Annotated in this window: 14 protein-coding genes and 1 pseudogene; 5 read left to right on the top strand and 10 right to left on the bottom strand. The window is 41.9% G+C overall.

The window, feature by feature from the left end:
* Positions 1–158 precede the first annotated feature (158 nt).
* Positions 159–1,235, top strand: a complete 1,077-nt coding sequence (locus WKK05_RS26775) for a PIN/TRAM domain-containing protein (protein WP_341526071.1) — start codon at positions 159–161, stop codon at positions 1,233–1,235.
* A gap of 116 nt (positions 1,236–1,351) precedes the next feature.
* Here the strand turns inward: WKK05_RS26775 and WKK05_RS26770 are convergent.
* From WKK05_RS26770 to WKK05_RS26755, 4 genes and pseudogenes are all read right to left on the bottom strand, one after another.
* A pseudogene (locus tag WKK05_RS26770) lies at positions 1,352–2,146 on the bottom strand (Rpn family recombination-promoting nuclease/putative transposase).
* 502 nt (positions 2,147–2,648) lie between these two features.
* Positions 2,649–3,035 (bottom strand): VOC family protein, encoded by a 387-nt coding sequence (locus tag WKK05_RS26765; RefSeq protein WP_341531204.1) that lies wholly within the window; start codon positions 3,033–3,035, stop codon positions 2,649–2,651.
* Positions 3,036–3,089: 54 nt separating this feature from the next.
* On the bottom strand, positions 3,090–4,370 hold the full coding sequence (locus WKK05_RS26760) for a VWA domain-containing protein (protein ID WP_341526070.1): 1,281 nt from the start codon (positions 4,368–4,370) through the stop codon (positions 3,090–3,092).
* Positions 4,367–5,623 carry a VWA domain-containing protein gene (locus WKK05_RS26755; RefSeq protein ID WP_341531203.1) on the bottom strand — a complete coding sequence of 419 codons (1,257 nt, stop codon included), beginning with the start codon at positions 5,621–5,623 and terminating at the stop codon, positions 4,367–4,369. Before WKK05_RS26755 ends, WKK05_RS26760 begins: the two co-directional genes overlap by 4 nt.
* Positions 5,624–5,860: 237 nt before the next feature.
* Between WKK05_RS26755 and WKK05_RS26750 the strand changes: the two genes are divergently transcribed.
* The 3 genes from WKK05_RS26750 (at position 5,861) to WKK05_RS26740 (ending at position 8,070) form a co-directional block, all read left to right on the top strand.
* The gene (locus WKK05_RS26750; protein WP_341526069.1) at positions 5,861–6,523 is read left to right on the top strand and encodes an ATP-dependent Clp protease proteolytic subunit; all 663 of its coding nucleotides are present in this window, start codon (positions 5,861–5,863) and stop codon (positions 6,521–6,523) included.
* A 78-nt stretch (positions 6,524–6,601) separates the two neighbouring features.
* Positions 6,602–7,195 carry an ATP-dependent Clp protease proteolytic subunit gene (locus tag WKK05_RS26745; RefSeq protein ID WP_341526068.1) on the top strand — a complete coding sequence of 198 codons (594 nt, stop codon included), beginning with the start codon at positions 6,602–6,604 and terminating at the stop codon, positions 7,193–7,195.
* Between the two features lie 248 nt (positions 7,196–7,443).
* Positions 7,444–8,070, top strand: a complete 627-nt coding sequence (locus tag WKK05_RS26740; protein WP_341526067.1) for a J domain-containing protein — start codon at positions 7,444–7,446, stop codon at positions 8,068–8,070.
* A 48-nt stretch (positions 8,071–8,118) separates the two neighbouring features.
* Here WKK05_RS26740 and WKK05_RS26735 read toward each other — a convergent pair whose 3' ends face one another.
* Positions 8,119–10,365 carry a bifunctional serine/threonine-protein kinase/ABC transporter substrate-binding protein gene (locus WKK05_RS26735; RefSeq protein ID WP_341526066.1) on the bottom strand — a complete coding sequence of 749 codons (2,247 nt, stop codon included), beginning with the start codon at positions 10,363–10,365 and terminating at the stop codon, positions 8,119–8,121.
* 504 nt (positions 10,366–10,869) lie between these two features.
* On the opposite strand from WKK05_RS26735, the gene WKK05_RS26730 reads away from it, so the two are divergent.
* Positions 10,870–11,130, top strand: coding sequence for a MoaD/ThiS family protein (locus tag WKK05_RS26730; protein WP_341526065.1), 261 nt, complete (start codon positions 10,870–10,872; stop codon positions 11,128–11,130).
* Positions 11,131–11,154: 24 nt separating this feature from the next.
* On the opposite strand, the gene WKK05_RS26725 is transcribed toward WKK05_RS26730, so the two are convergent.
* The 5 genes from WKK05_RS26725 to WKK05_RS26705 all read right to left on the bottom strand — a co-directional run bounded on the left by WKK05_RS26725 (position 11,155) and on the right by WKK05_RS26705 (position 20,034).
* Complete coding sequence (locus WKK05_RS26725) at positions 11,155–13,566, bottom strand: hypothetical protein (RefSeq protein WP_341526064.1); 2,412 nt, start codon at positions 13,564–13,566, stop codon at positions 11,155–11,157.
* A gap of 48 nt (positions 13,567–13,614) precedes the next feature.
* On the bottom strand, positions 13,615–13,749 hold the full coding sequence (locus tag WKK05_RS26720; protein ID WP_341526063.1) for a hypothetical protein: 135 nt from the start codon (positions 13,747–13,749) through the stop codon (positions 13,615–13,617).
* Between the two features lie 98 nt (positions 13,750–13,847).
* Complete coding sequence (locus tag WKK05_RS26715) at positions 13,848–17,621, bottom strand: TonB-dependent receptor (RefSeq protein ID WP_341526062.1); 3,774 nt, start codon at positions 17,619–17,621, stop codon at positions 13,848–13,850.
* Positions 17,618–19,156 carry a hypothetical protein gene (locus tag WKK05_RS26710; RefSeq protein WP_341526061.1) on the bottom strand — a complete coding sequence of 513 codons (1,539 nt, stop codon included), beginning with the start codon at positions 19,154–19,156 and terminating at the stop codon, positions 17,618–17,620. The genes WKK05_RS26715 and WKK05_RS26710 overlap by 4 nt, the downstream gene beginning before the upstream one ends.
* Positions 19,157–19,470: 314 nt before the next feature.
* Entirely contained in the window at positions 19,471–20,034 is a 564-nt protein-coding gene (locus WKK05_RS26705) for a hypothetical protein (RefSeq protein WP_341526060.1), read from the bottom strand.
* Positions 20,035–20,067: the final 33 nt, after the last annotated feature.

Genomic DNA, 20,067 nt, shown 5'->3' with positions numbered 1-20,067 from the left:
GAAAAATATGAAGGTAAAACTATTTGGTTATAATGTTTGCAGATATTGCCTGCCTTAACCTCTAGTGTAAGTTAATATTTCTGAATCTATATTAGGCGATGAAATAATAAATACTTAACTATATTTGGTGAACACAGTTGCAGGAAAACAACACAACCATGCTTGACGCCATTATTATTTTCTCATTTATCTTAGCAGCGTCGGGAATAGGGTTCTATAGCACTGAACTGCTACCTAATGGAACACTAGACCGAGTAACGAATCTCGAAGCTTTACGCTTAGTTGTCGCTGCCTTTGCCGCCATTATTGGCGGTGCAATTGGGCTGAGTTTCCAAACGACATATCGTCGCCTAGAAGCACAAATTCGAGAAATGCCTCTCGAAGTGATTTTAACTCGTGCTATTGGCTTGGTGATTGGGCTATTACTAGCGAACCTCATGCTAGCCCCACTATTTTTACTACCCATCCCAGCAGATTTTAGCTTTATTAAGCCACTCGTGGCAGTAGTCGGCAGTATTATACTTTCTGTCACTGGCATGAATTTGGCAGATACCCACGGACGGGGCTTATTGCGATTCATTAATCCCAACACCGTGGAATCGATGGTAGTAGAAGGGACGCTAAAACCAGCTAATACCAAGGTTTTAGATACCAGTTGTATTATTGATGGTCGCATTGAAGCACTACTAGAAACAGGCTTTTTGGAAGGACAAATTATTGTGCCGCAGTTTGTCTTGCAAGAACTCCAACAAGTAGCCGATGCTAGCAAAGATCAAAAGCGGGTAAGGGGACGGCGAGGATTAGAAATTCTCAACCGCATTCGAGAAGCTTATCCCGATCGCATCCTGATTAACGCACTTGACTACGAAGATATTGCCACAGTAGATGCTAAGTTAGTGCGTTTCGCCCAAGAAATCAACGGTACACTGCTAACCAACGACTACAACTTATCTAAAGTTGCCAGCGTTCAGAAAGTGCCTGTCTTGAATGTCAATGATTTAGTAAATGCCGTCCGTCCCAGCTACTTACCTGGTGATAACCTGGATTTAAAGATTCTCAAAGAAGGCAAAGAACCAAGTCAGGGAATCGGCTACCTAGATGACGGCACAATGGTAGTTGTTGAAGAAGGCAGCAGTTACGTAGGTGGTGAACTGCGAGTGGTAGTCACCAGTGCTTTGCAAACTACAGCCGGACGGATGATTTTTGCCAAACCCCAAGCTTCAGCATTGGCGTGAAACAATGGGATGTTCAATTCTAGTCATACTTTAGTAATCGGTGTAGTCAAACTACACCGATTATTTATTGGAGTAATAATATTTAGTTAAGCAAGCAAAGATTAAAAGTTATGTATTTAATCAGACCTTAATTGATCTGCATTACCTTCTGCTTGTACTTGTAAATGCTGTAACTGTTCAATTGATAAACCTGTAACTATTGCTACTTGTTATAATGGCATACCAGTATTAACTAAATTTCTTGCCACTTCAAATAAAGCTTCAGCTTTACCTTCAGCTTTGCCTTCTTCTAAAATATCTTGATAAATCACTGACTCGCGCATGATATCTGACCTCAAAACTCGTCTAATGACCTCTTTGTCTAATACTAAACCAGCTAAAATCGCTGTGGAAGCAGCAATATTACTTTGAGTTCTTGATTCTGTCATAGCGTTAATTTCCCGTGCCACTTGGTTAAGCACGCTTTCTGGATCAATTGTACTACTCAAAACCGCAAAGGGTAACAGTCCAGGTGTTCTGAGAAATACCTCAGTTGCTTCTTCCCAAAGTCTGATGATTTGAAATTCATGACGCGTTCCAGGAATCGTAAATGTATTTTGCTGCACCAAGTCTGAATTTGTCGGCTTGAGATAAATTACAACTTTATGCATTGCCTTCTGCGGGAAGCGGCGATAAACGCGAACACGATAATCTAGCATCCGAAAAGGAATTTCAGCATCGGCTTGGGTTTGAAATTCTAGATGCAAAACATTTTGTGCTGACTGTAGCAGAATCAAGGCATCAGCACGAATGGGTTCAAGAGATAATTATTGAAGACTGAGTTCAGTTAAAGTGATGGGTTCTCCTAACAACCAAGCAGCGAAGTCAGTAGAGAAGTTCTCAGCTAAGAATTTGCAAATGTTGTCAAACATTTTGCAATTTTAGCAGGTGGTGTGAAAGTAGTTAATTGCTGTGAGAAAAATGTCAGGTGTAATGAGAGTAAAATTGTGCGATCGCTGTAGTCAACCTGCACCGATTTTGTATAGAGTGAAGTACGAAGAGGGAGGTAAGTGGATTTTTGTCTGCCCTGAATGTTGGCCTTCTATCAGTGAAAATAATCCATTTTATGTTTATGGGGGAACGTGGAAAGCGCATAAAAAGTCGTAAATAGTGAATTTATAGCCAATTTACATTCACTATCAAGGTAAACTTCGAAAGGGTGAATTAGTAGGGAATGATTTTGTACGTTTTTGCAAGTTTTTAGGGTTAGAAATTAGAGATGGATATGCTTGTATGTCTAACTATCAAGAATTGGAAATTTCCAGAGGCAAAGGATTTAATAAGTAGCTTTCAGGAACTTTGTTTGACTTCATTTAACTCCTAGGAGCATATCTTTTCTATTAAGTAAGCAGAGAAAAACCACTGTTCGTTAGGTTAACTCTCATAAATTTCTAACGGTAAGTTATCAGGGTCTTGAAAGAAAGTAAATTTCTTATTTGTGATTTCATCAATTCTGATGTCTTCTGCATCTATACCGTGAGATTTCAAGTAAAAAACAGTTTGCTCTATATCATCAACTTTAAAAGCGAGATGTCTTAAACCACACGCTTCTGGTTTACCAACTCTTTCTGGGGGATTGGGAAAAGAAAATAACTCGATTTGGTCATTTTCACCAACTCGTAAATCTAATTTATAAGAATTTCTCTCAGCACGAAAAGTCTCTTGAATAATCGAAAAACCTAGAACTTCAACATAAAATTTTTTCGATAGCTCATAGTCAGAACAAATAATGGCTACATGATGGATGCCTGTTGTTTTCATTACCATTTTTAATTTCTAGGTATTGGGGCAGGTAAGATACTTGCCCTCTACATACTATTCCTGTAAAACTGTTTTTGATACAATCCTTGTTTTTTTACGATCGCTTTCCGAAAGTTCTTCCCCAGCTTGCAGGCGAGTGGCGGAAGTTTGCAATACAGTCGCTGCATTGTTATCACCTATTTGCAGAGCAGTTTTAGCTGCTGATTGCAGTAATGTTACAGCACCAGTGCGATCGCCTTGCTGCAATTTCGCCTCGGCTAACTGAGTTTGTCGATACTTGGCTAACGCCAAAATCGAATGTTGTACCTGGGGATTAGCAGCAGGTTGGTAAGCCCGAACTACATTTGCATACACAGGCATCATCGGGGAAAGTATGCCCTGTGCGTTTTGTCCCGGATCATCATAGCGGATTTGCAGATGTCCAATTACCTGTTTACCTTCTGGCAACTGTCCCAGATAAATGTTAGCCAAAACTACCCGTTCCACTTCCTGCATCAAATCTCCTAAGCGCAGTGCAAAACCTCCACCTGTTTCTGCTTGCACTGGTAACTCAACTGTATCTGGGGCAACTTGGGCAATAGGTTTTAATTCTGCTAGACGGACATTAGGTACTAAAGATAGTAACAAGTGGGCATTGGTTAGCCCTACAGACTGAATCCGCTTACACAATCGGCTGAACTGATCTACTGCTTGTTCAGGACGCTCAATATGGGCTAGAGTACCACCACTCACATCAGCAATTTTTTCTAGTAAATCCTGATTCCAGTTATTGCCAAATCCAAGGGTGTTGATAGTTAAATTGAGTTTTGCAGCCTTTTGAGCAAGTTCCAGACAGCGCTTATTGTCATCTTTGCCAATATCCCACTTCCAAATCCGCAAACTGCTTTCACCATGACCATCAGTGAGGAGAAACGCCTGGGAAACCGCGCCTCTTGTCCCCTTCATCAATTCTGTAATTCCCAGTTGTAAACCATCAGCAATTACTGTGCCACCACTAGCTTTCAGTTTGCTTTTAATCTGCGATTTGATGCTTTCGGGGTCTTGGATAGTTTGGTTAGGGATAATGACTTCAGCAGAACCAGCAAAAGCGATAACCGAGAGCCGATCGCCTACTTTCAATTGGTCTAATAATCCTTCCACTGCCTGAATCACAGTTTTAATTGGTTGCCCATGCATGGAACCACTTTGATCCAGAATCAAGCAGAGGTTGAGTGGTAAATTTTGCTCTAGTTCACCAGCGATCGCGGATATCGAAATTGCCAATTGACGTTGGTTATTCGCTTGAGTCGCATCAACATTAGTATCATTTAGCGCCGATAGCAATTTAACTTTCATTTAGGAGGGGTATCTTGCAAGACGGTTTTTGAGACAATCCTGGTTTTCTTGCGATCGCTTTCTGATAAATCTCCTCCAGCTTGTAGCTGTGTGGCAGAAGTTTGCAACACCGTAGCTGCACCTGTATCTCCCATTTGCAGTGCAGTTTTCGCAGCCGTCTGTAACATCGTCGCTGCACCCGTGCGATCGCCTTGTTGTAATTTCGCCTCGGCTAGCTGGGTTTGGCGATACTTGGCTAATGCTAAAATCGACTGCTGCACCTGCGGATTGAGATCGGCTTGGTAACGCTCAACTACATTTGCATAAACTGGAAGGTTGGACGTTAATAGACTTACCTGGTTTTGAGCTGGGTCATCGTAGCGGACTTGGACATTCGCGATCGCTTGTCTACCTGATGGCAACTGTCCCAAATAAATATTAGCTAAAATTACCCGTTCCACATCTTTCATTAAGTCTCCCAAGCGCACAGCGAAGCGCCCATCTGCTTCTTGTTGTAGTGGTAACTCAATCGTGTCTGGGGCAACTTGGGCGATTGGTTTGAGTTCCGCCAGCCGGACATTCGGCAAGAGGGAGAATAATAAATAGGCATTTGTCAATCCCACCGTTTGAATGCGGCTGAAAAGACGGCTAAACTCATCTATAGCCTGATCGGGTTTTTGAATATAGGATAAAGTCCCTAAGCCTGCATCAGCGATTTTTTCTAAAACATCCTGGTTCCAATTATCACCAAATCCCAGGGTATTCAAAGTTAAATTATAGCTAGCAGCTAATTGAGCGAATTTTAAACAGCGATTGTTATCACCGTGTTCATTTTCACCGTCGGTTAATAAAAAAGCTTGAGAAATAGTATCTTTTTTACCCTTGGCTAACTCCTCAATACCCAAGCGTAAGCCTTCATCAATCGCCGTTCCACCATCGGCGGTGAGGCGGTTAATTTGCTGTTTGATGTGTTCTGGGTCTTCGATAGTTTGATTGGGTACTAAGACTTTGGCGCGGTGGTCGAAAGCTACAATACTCAGGCGATCGCCATTTTTGAGTTTATCAACCAAACGAGTCGCCGCTTTTTTGACATTTTCTAAGGCTCGCCCATTCATTGAACCACTATGGTCGAGAATTAAGCATAAATTTATTGGCGCACTCCGATCTTGCGTTTCGGCGATCGCAGAAATCGAAATACTCAACTGACGTTGACTACTCAGTTGGTTGGCGTCTAAATTCCCATCATTCAAGGCAGGCTGCAAGCTAACCTTCATAACCCAAAGTTCCCATCCAGGATATACACATTTATCGATAACTTCAAAGCACAACTTTAACGCTACGGAAAACTTATCCAGCACAAATACATTAATATATTCAGAATATCTTAGAAGCCATAGATTGGCAGATGTAGAGCTACTTTAAGCATTAGGGAGAAATCCGCACCTTAAACACAGCTACCATCGCGCTAGGATGTATTACAGTTAACGGCATAGTTTCAGGCGACAGACGCTATGGACATTTCCCCCATCAAGGCTGTGCAAGCCCCTTATTACGGCGATAACTTTTACCGGACACCGCCGCCAGATTTACCTTCCTTACTATTGAAGGAGCGAATTGTCTATCTTGGAATGCCGCTGGTGCCTGCTGTCACGGAATTGATCATCGCCGAACTGCTATATTTGCAGTCCGATGATCCCGAAAAGCCGATTAAAATCTACATTAACTCCACCGGCACTTCCGGCTACAGTGGTGAACCTATTGGTTTTGAAACCGAAGCCTTCGCTATCTTTGACACAATAAAATATATTAAGCCTCCTATCCACACCATCTGCATCGGTTCGGCGATGGGTATGGCAGCGATGCTTCTCAGTGCAGGTACAAAAGGTTGCCGTGCCAGTTTGCCACACTCTAACATTATCCTGCACCAGCCCAAGAGCTACGCCCAAGGTCAAGCAACGGATATTCAAATTCGGGCAAAGGAAGTTCTGGTAAATAAAACGGCGATGGTCGATATTCTGGCTCAGACCACCGGACAGCCCGCAGCAAAAATCACCAAAGATATGGATCGGCTGTTCTACATGACACCGTACCAAGCGAAGGAATACGGACTGATTGACCGAGTTTTTGAGAAAGAAGAACTTGCCAATCCTCCACTGCCTGCTAGTGTGCTTTAGTGAGTGCTGAGTGCTGAGTAGGGAAGTTAAGTATTCCCCAGTCCCCATTACCCAATTAATTCAAACGGAGTAAATAAAATGCCTATAGGCGTTCCTAAAGTTCCTTACCGGATGCCCGGAGGACAGTATACAGATTGGATTAGCATCTACGATCGCCTTTACCGAGAACGAATTATTTTCTTGGGGCGAGATATTGATGACGAAATTGCTAACCAAATCATCGCTGTGATGCTCTATCTGGATTCAGATGATCCAGGTAAAGATATATTTTTATATATCAATTCTCCCGGTGGGATGGTCACCTCCGGCATGGCTATTTTTGACACCATGCAACATATCAAATCAGATGTGGTGACTATTTGCGTCGGTTTAGCCGCGTCAATGGGGTCTTTTCTGTTGGCCGCTGGTACTAAGGGCAAGCGGTTGGCATTGCCTCACTCACGGATCATGATTCACCAACCTTCTGGCGGAACCCGTGGGCAAGCAACTGATATCGAAATTGAAGCTAAAGAGATTCTGCGGATTCGCCACCAGCTGAATCAAATTTATGCGGATAAAACAGGTCAGGCCTTGGCAAAGATTGAAAAAGACATGGATCGCGACTTTTTCATGTCTGCCCTTGAAGCTAAGGAATACGGTTTAATTGACCGTGTGATTGAAGAACGACCATAGAAATGGGGAGCAGGGGAGCAGGGAGCTGGAAAAAATAACTAACTCCTGTAGAGACGCGTAGACGCTCTGCTTCGGCTTCTCGTAAGAGTATAATCGCGTCTCTACTCCCCATTCCCCTTTCCCCTTTCCGAAAAAAACTGTCAAAAGTGAACTTTAAACTATAAAATAATTGTTTATTATTAATAATCCCGGCTTTAAGGTGATAATAAATAGCCGATAGCTGGATATTCGATAGCTGATGGCTGAAGATGGATCTTGGAGATTGCTACCGTGTATTGGGTTTAAGGTCGGGAGCCTCTTTTGCCGACATCAAAGCGTCTTACCGACGATTGGCGCAGCAATATCATCCCGATATTAACCCAGACGATAAAAAAGCTAAAGATAAGTTTATTGCCTTGACTGAGGCTTACAAGCTCCTGCTGACAGTAGTACTGCCAGAGGAAATTGCTCATCAGTCAAGCCAGTTGTCAGCCGCAGGGCGTGATGATGTCAAGGTTACGCGCCGAGAAAAAGCAGCAACAACCACTGTGGCACCCCAGCCACAGCCGTCATCAAAGCCACCTGAACTTGTGGAAATCGAACAGCGGCTGAAATGGAAGACTTACGAACAACTACAGCGGTTTTTGCAAGAAAGACGATTTCCGCAAGCGATCGCCCTTGCAGAGGCTTTAGCGGTACGTTTATCAGGAGATGCAGAAGTTCTTCAATGGCAGGCTGTTGCGTATCAAATTTGGGGACGCGCTTTAATTGGAGAAAACCAGCTGCTCAAAGCCAGGATTTATCTGAAAAAAGCTTTAAAAACTGATCCGCATAACAAGGCTCTTTGGAATGAAGTGCAGCGAGATTTCCAGCGATTGGAGCAGATGCTGTTATAAGTAGGGGAGACAAGGAAGAATAACTTTTTAATGCCCAATACCCAATAATTATTTTTCCAAAGGGACAAATTCAATTTGTCCTGTAATGCTATTGTGAATAACTTTAACTAAATCAATATTTTCTTGTAGGCGATCGCCATTTGGTTTAAAAGAAATTACTCCTGTAGATCCAGTTGCTTTAAAGTTAGTCTTAGCTATTGCTTGCTGCACATCCACACGACTTGGTGATGGTATTTTCTGTAAAGCTGCCAGCAATGCACGTGTTGCATCGTAAGATAGTGCAGAGTGCCAGTTCTCTGCTTTGCCCCATAATTTTTCTGCTTGTTTAGAAAATTCTGGATTAAGAACACTTTTAGAATGCCAAGGTATAGCCACTACTGAACCAGCTTTGTTTTCAGCAATAGCTTTAATCAGCTTGTTACTATCCAAACTATCACCGCCAACTATTAAATAGTTATACCTTTTGGCATATTCAATTACCTGAACTGCTGAATCGGAGGTAAGGCCATCGCTAGTAGGAAATAAAACAATTACATCTGCTTTTTGTTTTTTTACTTTGTTTATAGTAGATTCTAAATTATCATCCAAAGGTATTTCTACTACTACCTCTCCACCTAATTCAGATAATCTTGCTTTCATTTGTTCTTGCAGAGATTTACTATAATTGCTATTAGGATTAAAAAATATCGCTGCTTTGAGTTTTTTCTCTTTTTTTAGGTAGTTAGCTAAAGTTTGGGCAATTACACGATTGCTAGGAACAACACGGAAAAAGCAATTAGGATAATTTGATTTACAAGAAGTTGACAGAGAATCTGATGTTGCTGTAGAAGACATTAATAATAAGTGCCGCTCTTGATAAACTTTAATAGCTTCTAAGGCCGTATCACTTCTAAAATGACCTATAACACCTAATACATCACGTTTAGTTACTAAACTCTGTGCAATCTTATTCGCATCTCCAGTTTTATTATTATCACTAGCAATTAACACTTTTAGACCAATTCTTTTTGTTTTATATTCTTGATTAAATTCATCTTGTGCTTGTGCAACCCCACGCAATATTTCTCTACTTGAGTTAATACTGTCATTATTACTATCACTGATAGGAGCTACAACAGCGATAGTGTGGGCTGGAATTTTTTCCACTTCTAGACGGGCATTATTGAGGTAAATTAAAGTTTCAGGATCATGATTTTTTTGCCATACCCGCTTTAACCAAACAATAGCATCTTGGTAATTACCTCTTGCAAATGCTTGAACGCCCTTTTCTTTTTCTGGTAACTTAATATTAATATTTGGTAAAAGAATTTCTTCACCACAGCTTATATGATCCTCTTCTGGATAACTCCTAAGCCAAATTTTTGAACATCCATTTACTCCATTTAAATACCAATAGCTAATAGGTAAACATATTCCACATACAATAGCTGCACTAGCTAATAAAGGTGAGATAGGCGGTAAACTAATTGGATTATTGAGGCGTTGTAAAATTATTTGAGTATTTTCAGGGCGATTTTTCCAGTGTGGCTCCATCATTTCATCAAGCAAATCAAAAAACGAACGCCACCTTAATTTATATAACCAATCACTCGATTTGTTTGAGTTATATGGTAATTTGTGCCGCCAAATTAACTTACCTATTCGATAGTCTTCCTCCATATTAAATGGAGGCTTTCCAGTTAGTAAGTGGACAAAAGTTCGCCCCAAGGCAAAAAAATCAGATTGCGCTACAGGCTTACCTGTCATTTGCTCTGGTGGAGAGTATCCTGGTGTACCAATTATTGTATTCTCTTTGTTTTCTTGTAAATAAGTTTGTGCTAAATCCCTGACGGCTCCAAAGTCAATTAGCACCAGTTTTCCATCAGGTCTAAGCATAATATTTGCTGGTTTAATATCTCGATGGAAATATCCCAGTGCGTGAACTTGATCTAAAATTTCTAGTAATTGTTTTAAATAGGCGATCGCTTGCTCTGGTGAAATAGGTTTATTATCCTGACTATCTAAGCATTGCTGTAAATTTAAACCCTCAATTTTTTCTATCACTAAGCAGTATAATGGCTCTGCTACATCTTTAAATCTCAATTCAAAATAAGCATCTGAATTTACTTGAGGAATTCCGGGATTATTGAAACGGCTTAATACCTCAGCTTCTCGCTTAAATAAATTAATTACCTTTTGCTTTTTTTCAAAATCACTAAATAAAGATAAACTTAAAACTTTGAGAACTTTTTTCGTGCCGTTATCTTCCACCTCAAAAGTTCTAGCCAAGCCGCCACTACCCAATAGTTTAATCACTCGATACCGATTTTCTAACAACAGATTGGCTCCACAATTACGGCAGAAAATCTTGCCGTCTGTATTCATCGGATCAGCAGGATTGGTACACTTGGGATTTAGGCAATAGTTCATGTAACCCGGAATAGTATTTTTATTGGGGAAATCTATAGATTGATCTAGCCCAAGTAAGATAAAGGTACAATTTGCCTTCACTCAAAAGACGTAAATTTGCTGTCGACTAAGTACACTCTAAATATGAAAATCAGAGTAAAATTTATAGATTTTTAATAAAATTAAAATGTTTGATTGAAGAAATAATAAAGCAACTTAATTTGTCAAGGTTGTTAGTGAAGAACGAAAAGCAGTTAGTCGTGAGTGAACTGACTACTAACTATTGATAGTCATAATCAGTTACTAGATTTATTTATGCTTATCTTCTTATTAATGTATAATAAATTTCAAGAGTTTAGGGTGCTTGTCAAGTATTAAAGTGCTTTCTGGTGCTGCCCACCTATAGTTTTTATGTCAAAATCTGCAATCACAATTACCGTAAAATTGTTTGCTGCTTATCAAGAAGCCTTTGGGCTTTCTGAACTGGTGTTAGAACTTCCTAATGGTGTGCCAGTTAGTGCAGTGTGCGATCGCCTCATAGCTGAACATCCCGAACTCAACCAATGGCGCGACCTAACGCGGTTTGGGATTAATCTATTATTTGTTGAACCAGATACCCTCTTGCAAGATGGCGATGAAGTCGTGTTAATTCCCCCAGTTAGCGGCGGCTAGCAAAACAGTTCATTCTTCACTTTTTTATTTCACCTTGGCGCGGAAGCGAACAAAGCCGTAAGAATTAGCTGGCGTACCACTTCCAGTTGCTGGAGGTAGATTTGACAAATCTGGACTTCGCGTGATCTTCACCACCACAGCCCCATTAGTGTTACTACCACAGGATGATGGTATGCCTGGTTCGTTAGCTGTATAAAAATACCCCCTATCTGCATCCTGTGCATTGGTAAGATAAACCGTAGGAATATTAGAACCAAGTGCAAGGGCAATACCTTGATCTGCTCCTGGTAAACCGCCATCACTAGGACTCATACCATTAAAAGCAGTAGGAATCAAAGTAGTATTAGTAGGTACTAAATCACAGATTTGGACACTAGTTACATCACCCAGACCTTTGGAGAGGAAATAGATGGTGTACTCTAACTCATCTCCTGGTTTCACTGTTCCAGCGTTAATCATTCCGCGCAAATAACCGCTAGGCCACGGGTTACTGCTATCATCATCAACGTCATTGGGAGAGGCTACGTAATTGGCAGCGTTAGTAGAAACGTCGCTGCGACCATCCACAATATTGGTTAAGTCTTGCTTATTGATGCGGGTGATTCGTTTAACTAAAACTAGCTGAGGTTTACCCGTTAATGGTAGCGTTACCGTAGCAGGTGTGGGATCTTCTTTGCCTGCTTTATCTACTGCGGCTACAGTAAAAGCGATCGTTGTAGCGCCGTTTGGATTTGGATCTACTGTTAGTTTGGTCGGATCATAACTAGTAATCACTTGGTTCGCTGTGACAGCTACACCGTTATAGTACAGTGTGCCATTAGTTGGCAAACTGACAATTTTGAAACTTTTGCCAGAGCCAAGGTTACCATCTTCCGGGTCAGTACCTGATAGTGTTGGTACCTGTACAGTATTGGTTCCCCCTGGATTTGTTTTTGTAGATCCGGTGACATTATTAGTGTTGGGCAACTGCTCAATCCCAAAGTCCTGATTAGAGATGTTTATGCCAGTACTAAAAGTAGCCGTCGTTAGTGGGCTAGTATTGACCCAGTTGGGGGGCAAGGATGCTGTAGGAGCAGTATTACCTACTGTGCCAGCAGTCGTACTTAAGATAATTTTGACGTTGCTTTGATTCAGGGGAACATCGGTAAAGGTATAAGTGCCATCTGCCGCCACGGGTGTTGTCACCAATACTTTATTAGTTGAATCTACGAGAATGGCATTTAACAACCCACCTGCATTAGTGCCAGTTTCCGAGCCAGTATTGATATTGGTAAAAGTGTTGTTAGCGCTATTATCGGCATCATCCCAAACCTTACCGCTCAGGAAATCATCATCATATATGGTATAGCTAGAAATGGTTGTTGGGTTACTACCACAAGTTGTTGTCGAACTGGCGAAAAAACTAGTTGAAGGTTGGATTGTGAATACGATTGTCCTCACACCTTGAGCAATGTTGTTATTAATAATAGTAAAGGGAATGGTAAAGACACTAGTGCCGTCATAGTTGCCCGCAGGGATAGTGAGATTAAAAGTGGATGTGCCTGATGTTGTTTTGTAGTCTGTATTCAAAACCGCTGTACCAGAGACAGAAATCGGAACGGAGATTCCTCCAGTTGGCACTAAACCAACAATCCTGAGTTTAGGAGGGTTGGTAGTAGGGTTAGTTTCCGATTCTGCTGCACCACCTGAACTCGCTGTAAACTCGACCACAGGTTTACCAGCAAATTGCACTTCATCTAGGAAGTTACCTACAGTAGTGTTTCCTCCTGCTGTGGAAACAGCCGCAAATCCTACAGGTTGATTCCCACTAGCACCAGTGTAAGGTACTGTGCCAGTGTATCGTACCCAGCCATTTCCTGCGTTATTGTTACTGACATTAGGAATAGTTGCACCGTTCTGTGCTAATGGTTGTGCCGTAACTGTTCCATTACTAGTTGTTGAGAATGTGCCAAAAACAGTATTTACTCCAATTAAAAAATTGGCCACATCAGCAACAGTTGCACTTGACCGCCCACGGTGTAAAAGAGAGAACGTAATAGTCTCGTCTTTAATTAAGCATAGATTCTGATATAACTCAGAAGCTTGCTCGGCATTTAACTCAGCAAATTGATTCCCTGCACTAGTTGGTGTCGTTGCTGTGCTAGCACCATTAAATCCTGAAGTCCAAATCTCAATGAGTGGTACTGACCCTGGAGATGTATAACCAGTACAGTTACCTGTTCCTGCCTTGACTGAGCCATGAGTTGTTTCCCAACCAGGAATAATACCTGGCGACACTTGAACGTAACATGAAGTACTAAAAACAGGTTGCTCAAAGCTGGGATTTAAGAACGATCGCTGAATAAATTGAGCTTGCGCTAGTGTAGGTTGAAGTACTAATGTTGCGCTCATCAGCCCCCAGCCAACAGCTTTTAAGTTTTGCCTTAAGTTTTTCATTAGTAAATCACCATAAAATAACTGCTAAAAATACATATTCTTCTGGTCTTATAAATCAAATAAAGGCTGATTAACCTCAAAAAAATCTCCAGCCTTTAGCTTGCCCAAAGGCTGGCAAAATATAACATTTGCATTTATATTTAGTGCAGCGATCGCTTTTAAAAAATTAAACAAAAATTTCATTTCAAAATTAATAATGTTGATAATTTAAATTAATAAATCCTGGGTTAAAAATTGAGGTGTTGTAGAGACCGTTGCATTGCTACGTCTCTACAACACGTTTAAATTGCTGCATCTGTTTTATTTGGCTGCTGGCGGGGAACAGGTTTTTGCTGTCCAAAACCTTCAAATAATTCATTGAGTTTGACGGTTATACCCAGATAAGGCCCGCCTGCTGAACGCGTACCAGAAAAATCTCGGTCATCGACTTGACCAAAAGCATATCCAGCAGAAAGCCGCAAGTTAGGAGTGAGATAGTAGCCGGCTTCTACGATAAAACCCGTCTCTGTATAGTTTTCTTGACCAATCCAACGAGCTTCACCGACTAAATCCACGCTATATCCCAAACGATAGGTAGCCCGGAATTGTGCCAAATTAACCATACTAGTACCAGCTAAATCGCTGGCTATATAAGAAGTGCTGTTACGCAGAGCATACTTGCCATAAAATTCCCATTGCCAGTTAGGAGCATAAATAGCTTCTAAGGCGAAGGTATGGTCTTGGGAACCTGTACCACTACCTAAGAGGAGAGTGTCTGGAATCGTTGCAGGATTTTCACGATATTCATAACGTAATAAAGCATTAAATTTATCGTCATTGGGGTCGCGATAAGCTAAACCCAACTTCAAATTAACCGTATCTCCCAATCCTGAGAGCTTTTGATTAGAGGAACCGGCTTGTTGATACCGCACCAAAGCTGTCAGAGCCGGAGAAATTTTACCCGCAGCCGCAGCTGAGATAACTGTGTTAGAACCACCAGAAGAAGTGCGATGCTCATAACGAGCGCTGGCTTGAAAATCAGGATTATCACTGTATTCCAGTCCTACGCTGTAGCTATCGCCACCGTTAAATCCGATCACAGACGCTGATTGACCAAAGGCGTAAGGTTGGGCATATTGTTGACCTGCGGCAGTTCGTCCGAAGAAGTTACCAAACACGTGTTCATAAGCTAAGTTCAGCCGCAACCCAGGAGCAATAGACCAGCGATTATTCAAACCAATTGCACCTTGGGTAGTCATTTCGTTAGCACCACCAAAAATCGAGTAACGACCAGTTAAGGTAGTATTAGGCCCAAGTTTATGTTCGCCGTTGACACTCAAACTGGTGATAGAATTTCCCGAATATTGACCGCCACTGTAAAACTGTTGGGCAAGGCTGACATTAATACCAGGCATAACAGCCCAATTCAAGCCCAAGATGCTGCGGTCTGGATAAACAGTATCTTTTTCGGAAGATAAAGTCAGTTCATTTTGGGCGATGAAAGTTAGATTCTTAGCTATGGGAACAGAAAAACGCGAACGCAATTGGTCAGAAGTACTGCTCAATGCACTGTCAGGAATGCGGTCTTCCCGATGACGATGAATCCAATCCACATCAAGAAGGGCGCTACCAAAGCGTTGTTGAATCCCCGCAGAAATGGTGGTTAGTGAATTATCTACTTTACTTCCTGATATCGCCTCAGAACGTGGTGAAAAGAGTTCTTCAAATGTATCTAGCGGTTGGGGTGCAATTCCAAAATTATCTTCATGGTCATATTGCACCCTGGCGTTAGTGCTATCAGAAAGTTTGGCTATTAACTGCGCTCCATAACGGGTTTGTCCGGGAACAAAGCTGATAGTAGCATTATTAGCAAAACCTGTATCAGCAAAACGATAGTAGGCACGGCCTTGAATGTTGCTGGTGATCTGGCCTTCCGCTTCCAAGCGATAAGCGCTACCGCTGACCTTGCCCATCAATTCAGAATCATTAGTGGAATGGGCATATTCTGCGATCAACTTGCCGTTGTCGCCTAAAGCTATCAAGGCATCTGCACCATAGAGTTGAAAGTCACGCGCCCCGTGATTTTCTTGAACAAAGGTTGCTCCTAACCAACTTTCATGGTTAGGAGTGCGAGAAAGGTTATATTGCAGGCGACCAGCATAGATATTGTTATCAGAATTCTGGTCTTCGTATTGGTAGCTGACTATAATCCGACGTACTAATACTTGTCCAGTTTCATCAATATCAGTGCGAAGAATCGGTTCGCGGAATAATAGAGTACCGCGATCGTAATCAATTTCGTAGTCTGAGCCACGGTTGAGCTGTTTGCGTTGCAAGACAGTACCAGGACGATTCAGTTCTTCTAACTCGATAAAGACATTTTCACTTCCTGGTTGTAATATCCGCCGAGAGAGAAAGTAATAGCCACTAGTACCATCGGGAGCGATCGTATCACGTTGAAATCCTTCTAGCTGGTTGCCATACAAACCCGTAATTTGTAGATTTCCCCAGTTGTAATTAGCTTTAAAACCGTGGAGTTGACGAGTAATAGCAGTAAATTGCTGCGATGAACGAGCAAATTCTTCAGTGTTGTAGTCGCCCCACATAGCGTAATCGGGCGTACTTCCAGGGATACCAGTTGAACGCTCGAAACGCAGAAATACACTATCAATCGAAGGAGCGACGACATCAACTCTTGAACTATCGCCATAGACAGGATAGTTTTGCTCACCGGATTGGTAAGTTTTAAACAGGCGATTGTTACAGTCACAGTCTTCGTTGAGACTCCGAGAACTGTTGTATGCACCTGTAAATAACCACTCCCCGATCGCACCAGTCGCAAATATCGCTGAGTGAAAATCTAATTGTGTTTTGTTGTCTCTGTCAGGACGCAGAAAATCACGAAAACTGCCGTAATAATCTGTACCTCTAGCACCCAAACGCAAATCTATTACCCCAGTGACTAAACTAGGACGTAATGCCGTTTCAAATTGTAGTTGCGTAAAAGCTTCTAAATCATTAGCCGTAGCCCGAATTCTGACAGTTTGCGCCTTCAAATCCGCTCGCAAAATAGTACTGAATTGACCTGCTTTTGCTTCCACCTGAAACCCAGGCTGGTCGGGTTTGAAATCTTTGCCAGTAAATTCTCCAGCAGTAGCTATCAAGGTAATTACAGCATCGCGGTTAGAGCGATTGCCCTTTTGATCAATGAGTTGACCCCGAACTGTTGCTGTGGAACGTCCATCAGCGGGGATACGAGACTCAACCGTTTCCACTTTTAGTTGCTGTGGCGCTCCTCGTACCATTACCCGCACCGTTACAGGGGGTTCTTTCCCTGCCACTACTTGTGCAGAGATGGTGTTATCACCTTCTTTTAACGAGACACCGTACCATGTCTGCGTTATTAAATTAGTGCTGCTATCCTCTTGTGTTCGTCCAATTAAGGTAGAGTCTACCAAGACGCCATTTACCCGCAATTCCACTTTGCTCCCAATGGAAAATTGCAAAATCACTGTAGTAGCTTGTAAATCTACAACAGCGCCATTTGTTGGTGTCACAATTTTGATAGCTGGAGAGATGAGCGGGGGCTGCATTTGGGTATCCGTGACGTTGCCTTTTTCCTCTACTCCGGCTATTTTGCGTAAGCCTCTCGGCAACTGACGAGAAGTTGCTGGTTGAAATGGTTGTATTTCTGTAGGAGAAGTTGGGGAAACAAGGGGAACGGCAGTGCCATTTTTGTTTTCTGCTGCTATTTTTTGCAAGCCTCTTGGTAATTTGACATCAGCATCTGGTTGAAATTTGGTTATTTCATTGATAGTTTGCTGACTCTTCAAAGTATTTCTGAGTCTATCTGCATTTGCAGTGTCAGTAGAACTAACTGGTAATGGTGTCAGTTCTGGTTGAGATAGTGAAATTTGAGATGCTGTTGCTTCTGCTACTTGTTGGGGACTAAGATTGGAGTCCTCCAGGGGTTCTGCTTTGACTATGGTAGGATACAAAACAAGGCTGAGAGCTATTGGCATTGCCCCCATCAACACCAGGTTGAAAGTAGTTGTATGGTGGAGTCTGCGATTCATTTTTTGACTTGCTCCTGCAAGATGGGGGTAACTGCGAAGTTCATACGCACTAACCCACCAGGCTCTAAACGCACTAAGCGAGATTGGCTATTACGTTCGCGGAATTTCCGGTTAGGAGCTAGAGCGTAACCAGGGAGGCTGCTTAGGTCTAATACACCTGTGTGGCTTCCAGGCAAGACATTGGCCACGGAGAACAGACCACGAGGATCTGTGGTAATACGGTTACCCTCCTCCATAAAAATCACCGCATTGGGAACCCCTGGCTCTCCAGGTTGTTGTTCACCATCAAAGTTTTTATCAACAAACACCCGACCGATAATCGTGCCGCAGTCAGAGAGGATTCCTGGATTGATTTTCAACGAGTGTGTGGCAGGGCCATCCTTGGTGCTAAAACTGTTATCAGTTCGTTGGGCATTGACGATCGCACTGTTGCGACCATCACCACGCAGGGCATCAGCCGTTAGTTGAGTAGCGTAAGCAATATTCAGGACTTTTTCAGTGGGCAGCGTTGCATCTGTGCGGAAGGTGATATTTCTACCATTACGTTCGCTAGTGATGGTGGCTGGTTTACCGTCTAACTCTCCCCGCACAGACTTGGGCAAGAAGTTAAATCCTAAAGGAAGGTTGTCGGTGACAACTATATTGTTCAAACTAGCATCAGCCAAATTTTTAACTGATAGGCGGTAGATGACCGTATCTCCAGGTTCAGCCGCAGCGCGATCGCCTGTTTTGACAATCTGCACTTGATTCGGTTGACACATACTTGTGCTGAGTTGAAATGCTAATAAGTCCAGTCCCACTACTTCTGCATTGGGTACAGAAACAATCGTGTCTTGTACAGTAGTGTTGCCTGTGAGACTGATTGCTTGACCATCCAAAGAAGTAGCAATGTAGCGAATAACAGTGTTATTAATCCCACCAGTACTTTCTAGAATTTGAATCTTGACACGCCGTTGCTGATAAATTGAATTTGGCGAGGGATTGACTACTAAAATGTAGGTTTTCCCTGGAGCAGTTTGTCCCTTATTGGTATCGAGTAGGAAATTGTAAGCACCCGCAGGGTTATTTGTAATGAAATAGGGGTTACTATTCTCAATATTTGGTATTTTCCCCCCAGGAACATTATTGTTAGGAACATCAGGCAACTCTGTTCGAGTCAGAGCAACGAGGTTTCCCAATTCTGTCCCCGTTGGATCACTCAAATTAGGTTCGTATAGCCCTACTGAAAAACCTTTATAATCAGGTAAAGTTGCACCAGCACAACCGAGAATCCTACCCAATGGGTCAATTAATTTATTCTGAGTAATATTGAGTTGGCTAGAACTTCCTATATATTGATAAGTAGTAGCAGGATCTGTATAAGTATAAGTAGCTTGATTTATTAATTGATTAGCCGCAATCTGATTGTTCGTTTGCGCTTTAACTGGGATAGATATACTTGTAGACAATATGCTTCCCAGAAGAGCAGTAGCTGTGAATTTTCGATACCAACTAGTTCTAAAGGTAATTTGCTTTTTTTTCTTATAAAAAATCACTAAAGATATCTCCTCTGGAATGTCACTTCTTTTTGAATAAATCCAGAATTTTTAAATGGCTTTTACTCGCAAGCCAATCATTGCCAGCAAGCAGCTCGACCTAGCTGTTAATGCTGACAACGACTGAGTGTAAAATTTAAGATTTTGAATTTAAGATTTTGAATTTGAGATTTTAGATTTGGGAAAATATCTAAAATCTCAAAAGTTAGTTTTACTACGCTGAATTAATTCGAGAAGAAAAACTATTGAGATTTCATTATTTCTAGCTACCCGAAATTATTTGTGGAGCAATGTAATGATTAGATATTTGCCAATTAGCGCACTTGGGTTTGGTAAGTCGCTTTGATTATTGTCTTTGCTGCAACTGATGGAACCTGTAAGCGGATGTGGGTGTAAGCGCTTGCTGGTGCTGGTCTAGTTTCTACTTTGCCGCCAGGAAGAGTAACTTTAATGGTGGGATTTTCTGTGAAACTGCGTCCGCCATCAATGCTGTAAACAATCTTGCCATTATTCGTGATATTGGCAGACTTCAGAACATAGCTCATTCTTTGGGGAATCGGTTGATTGAGAGTTAGATTCTTGACTAGGCGATCGCTTTTATTTTCACCAATCAAGGTATAGCGAAGCACATCCCCTGGTTGTACAACAGCTTGACCTTTCAATGCTTGCCATGTGTAAATTTGCTTACCCTGTTGATCCTGGCTGACTAATCGTTTTTCAGCCTCTAAGTGTAATTGGATTTGCCCTTGAGTTTTGACATTTTGGGCGACCGCACTGTCAGAATGCCAGACATTGGCAATTCCTGGGATTTGAGTAAAAAATGGTACAGTGGCAACGAGTGCAAACGCTCCTATACCTGCAATAGAAAAACGCTTCATATCAATAACCTCAAAAAACTTCACAATGTTGAT

This window comes from Nostoc sp. UHCC 0302 (assembly GCF_038096175.1).
Lineage (GTDB): Bacteria > Cyanobacteriota > Cyanobacteriia > Cyanobacteriales > Nostocaceae > UHCC-0302.
Note: the sequence above shows the minus strand (reverse complement) of the source record. Positions and strands in the feature narration are given on the sequence as shown.

What these genes read in the sequence shown, in the direction of transcription:
- WKK05_RS26725 (WP_341526064.1), bottom strand. Translation starts at nt 13,566, where the DNA reads ATGAAAAACTTAAGGCAAAACTTAAAAGCTGTTGGCTGGGGGCTGATG.
- WKK05_RS26765 (WP_341531204.1), bottom strand. Translation starts at nt 3,035, where the DNA reads ATGAAAACAACAGGCATCCATCATGTAGCCATTATTTGTTCTGACTAT.
- WKK05_RS26745 (WP_341526068.1), top strand. Translation starts at nt 6,602, where the DNA reads ATGCCTATAGGCGTTCCTAAAGTTCCTTACCGGATGCCCGGAGGACAG.
- WKK05_RS26760 (WP_341526070.1), bottom strand. Translation starts at nt 4,370, where the DNA reads ATGAAAGTTAAATTGCTATCGGCGCTAAATGATACTAATGTTGATGCG.
- WKK05_RS26720 (WP_341526063.1), bottom strand. Translation starts at nt 13,749, where the DNA reads ATGAAATTTTTGTTTAATTTTTTAAAAGCGATCGCTGCACTAAATATA.
- WKK05_RS26775 (WP_341526071.1), top strand. Translation starts at nt 159, where the DNA reads ATGCTTGACGCCATTATTATTTTCTCATTTATCTTAGCAGCGTCGGGA.
- WKK05_RS26715 (WP_341526062.1), bottom strand. Translation starts at nt 17,621, where the DNA reads ATGAATCGCAGACTCCACCATACAACTACTTTCAACCTGGTGTTGATG.
- WKK05_RS26755 (WP_341531203.1), bottom strand. Translation starts at nt 5,623, where the DNA reads ATGAAGGTTAGCTTGCAGCCTGCCTTGAATGATGGGAATTTAGACGCC.
- WKK05_RS26705 (WP_341526060.1), bottom strand. Translation starts at nt 20,034, where the DNA reads ATGAAGCGTTTTTCTATTGCAGGTATAGGAGCGTTTGCACTCGTTGCC.
- WKK05_RS26750 (WP_341526069.1), top strand. Translation starts at nt 5,861, where the DNA reads ATGGACATTTCCCCCATCAAGGCTGTGCAAGCCCCTTATTACGGCGAT.
- WKK05_RS26730 (WP_341526065.1), top strand. Translation starts at nt 10,870, where the DNA reads ATGTCAAAATCTGCAATCACAATTACCGTAAAATTGTTTGCTGCTTAT.
- WKK05_RS26740 (WP_341526067.1), top strand. Translation starts at nt 7,444, where the DNA reads ATGGATCTTGGAGATTGCTACCGTGTATTGGGTTTAAGGTCGGGAGCC.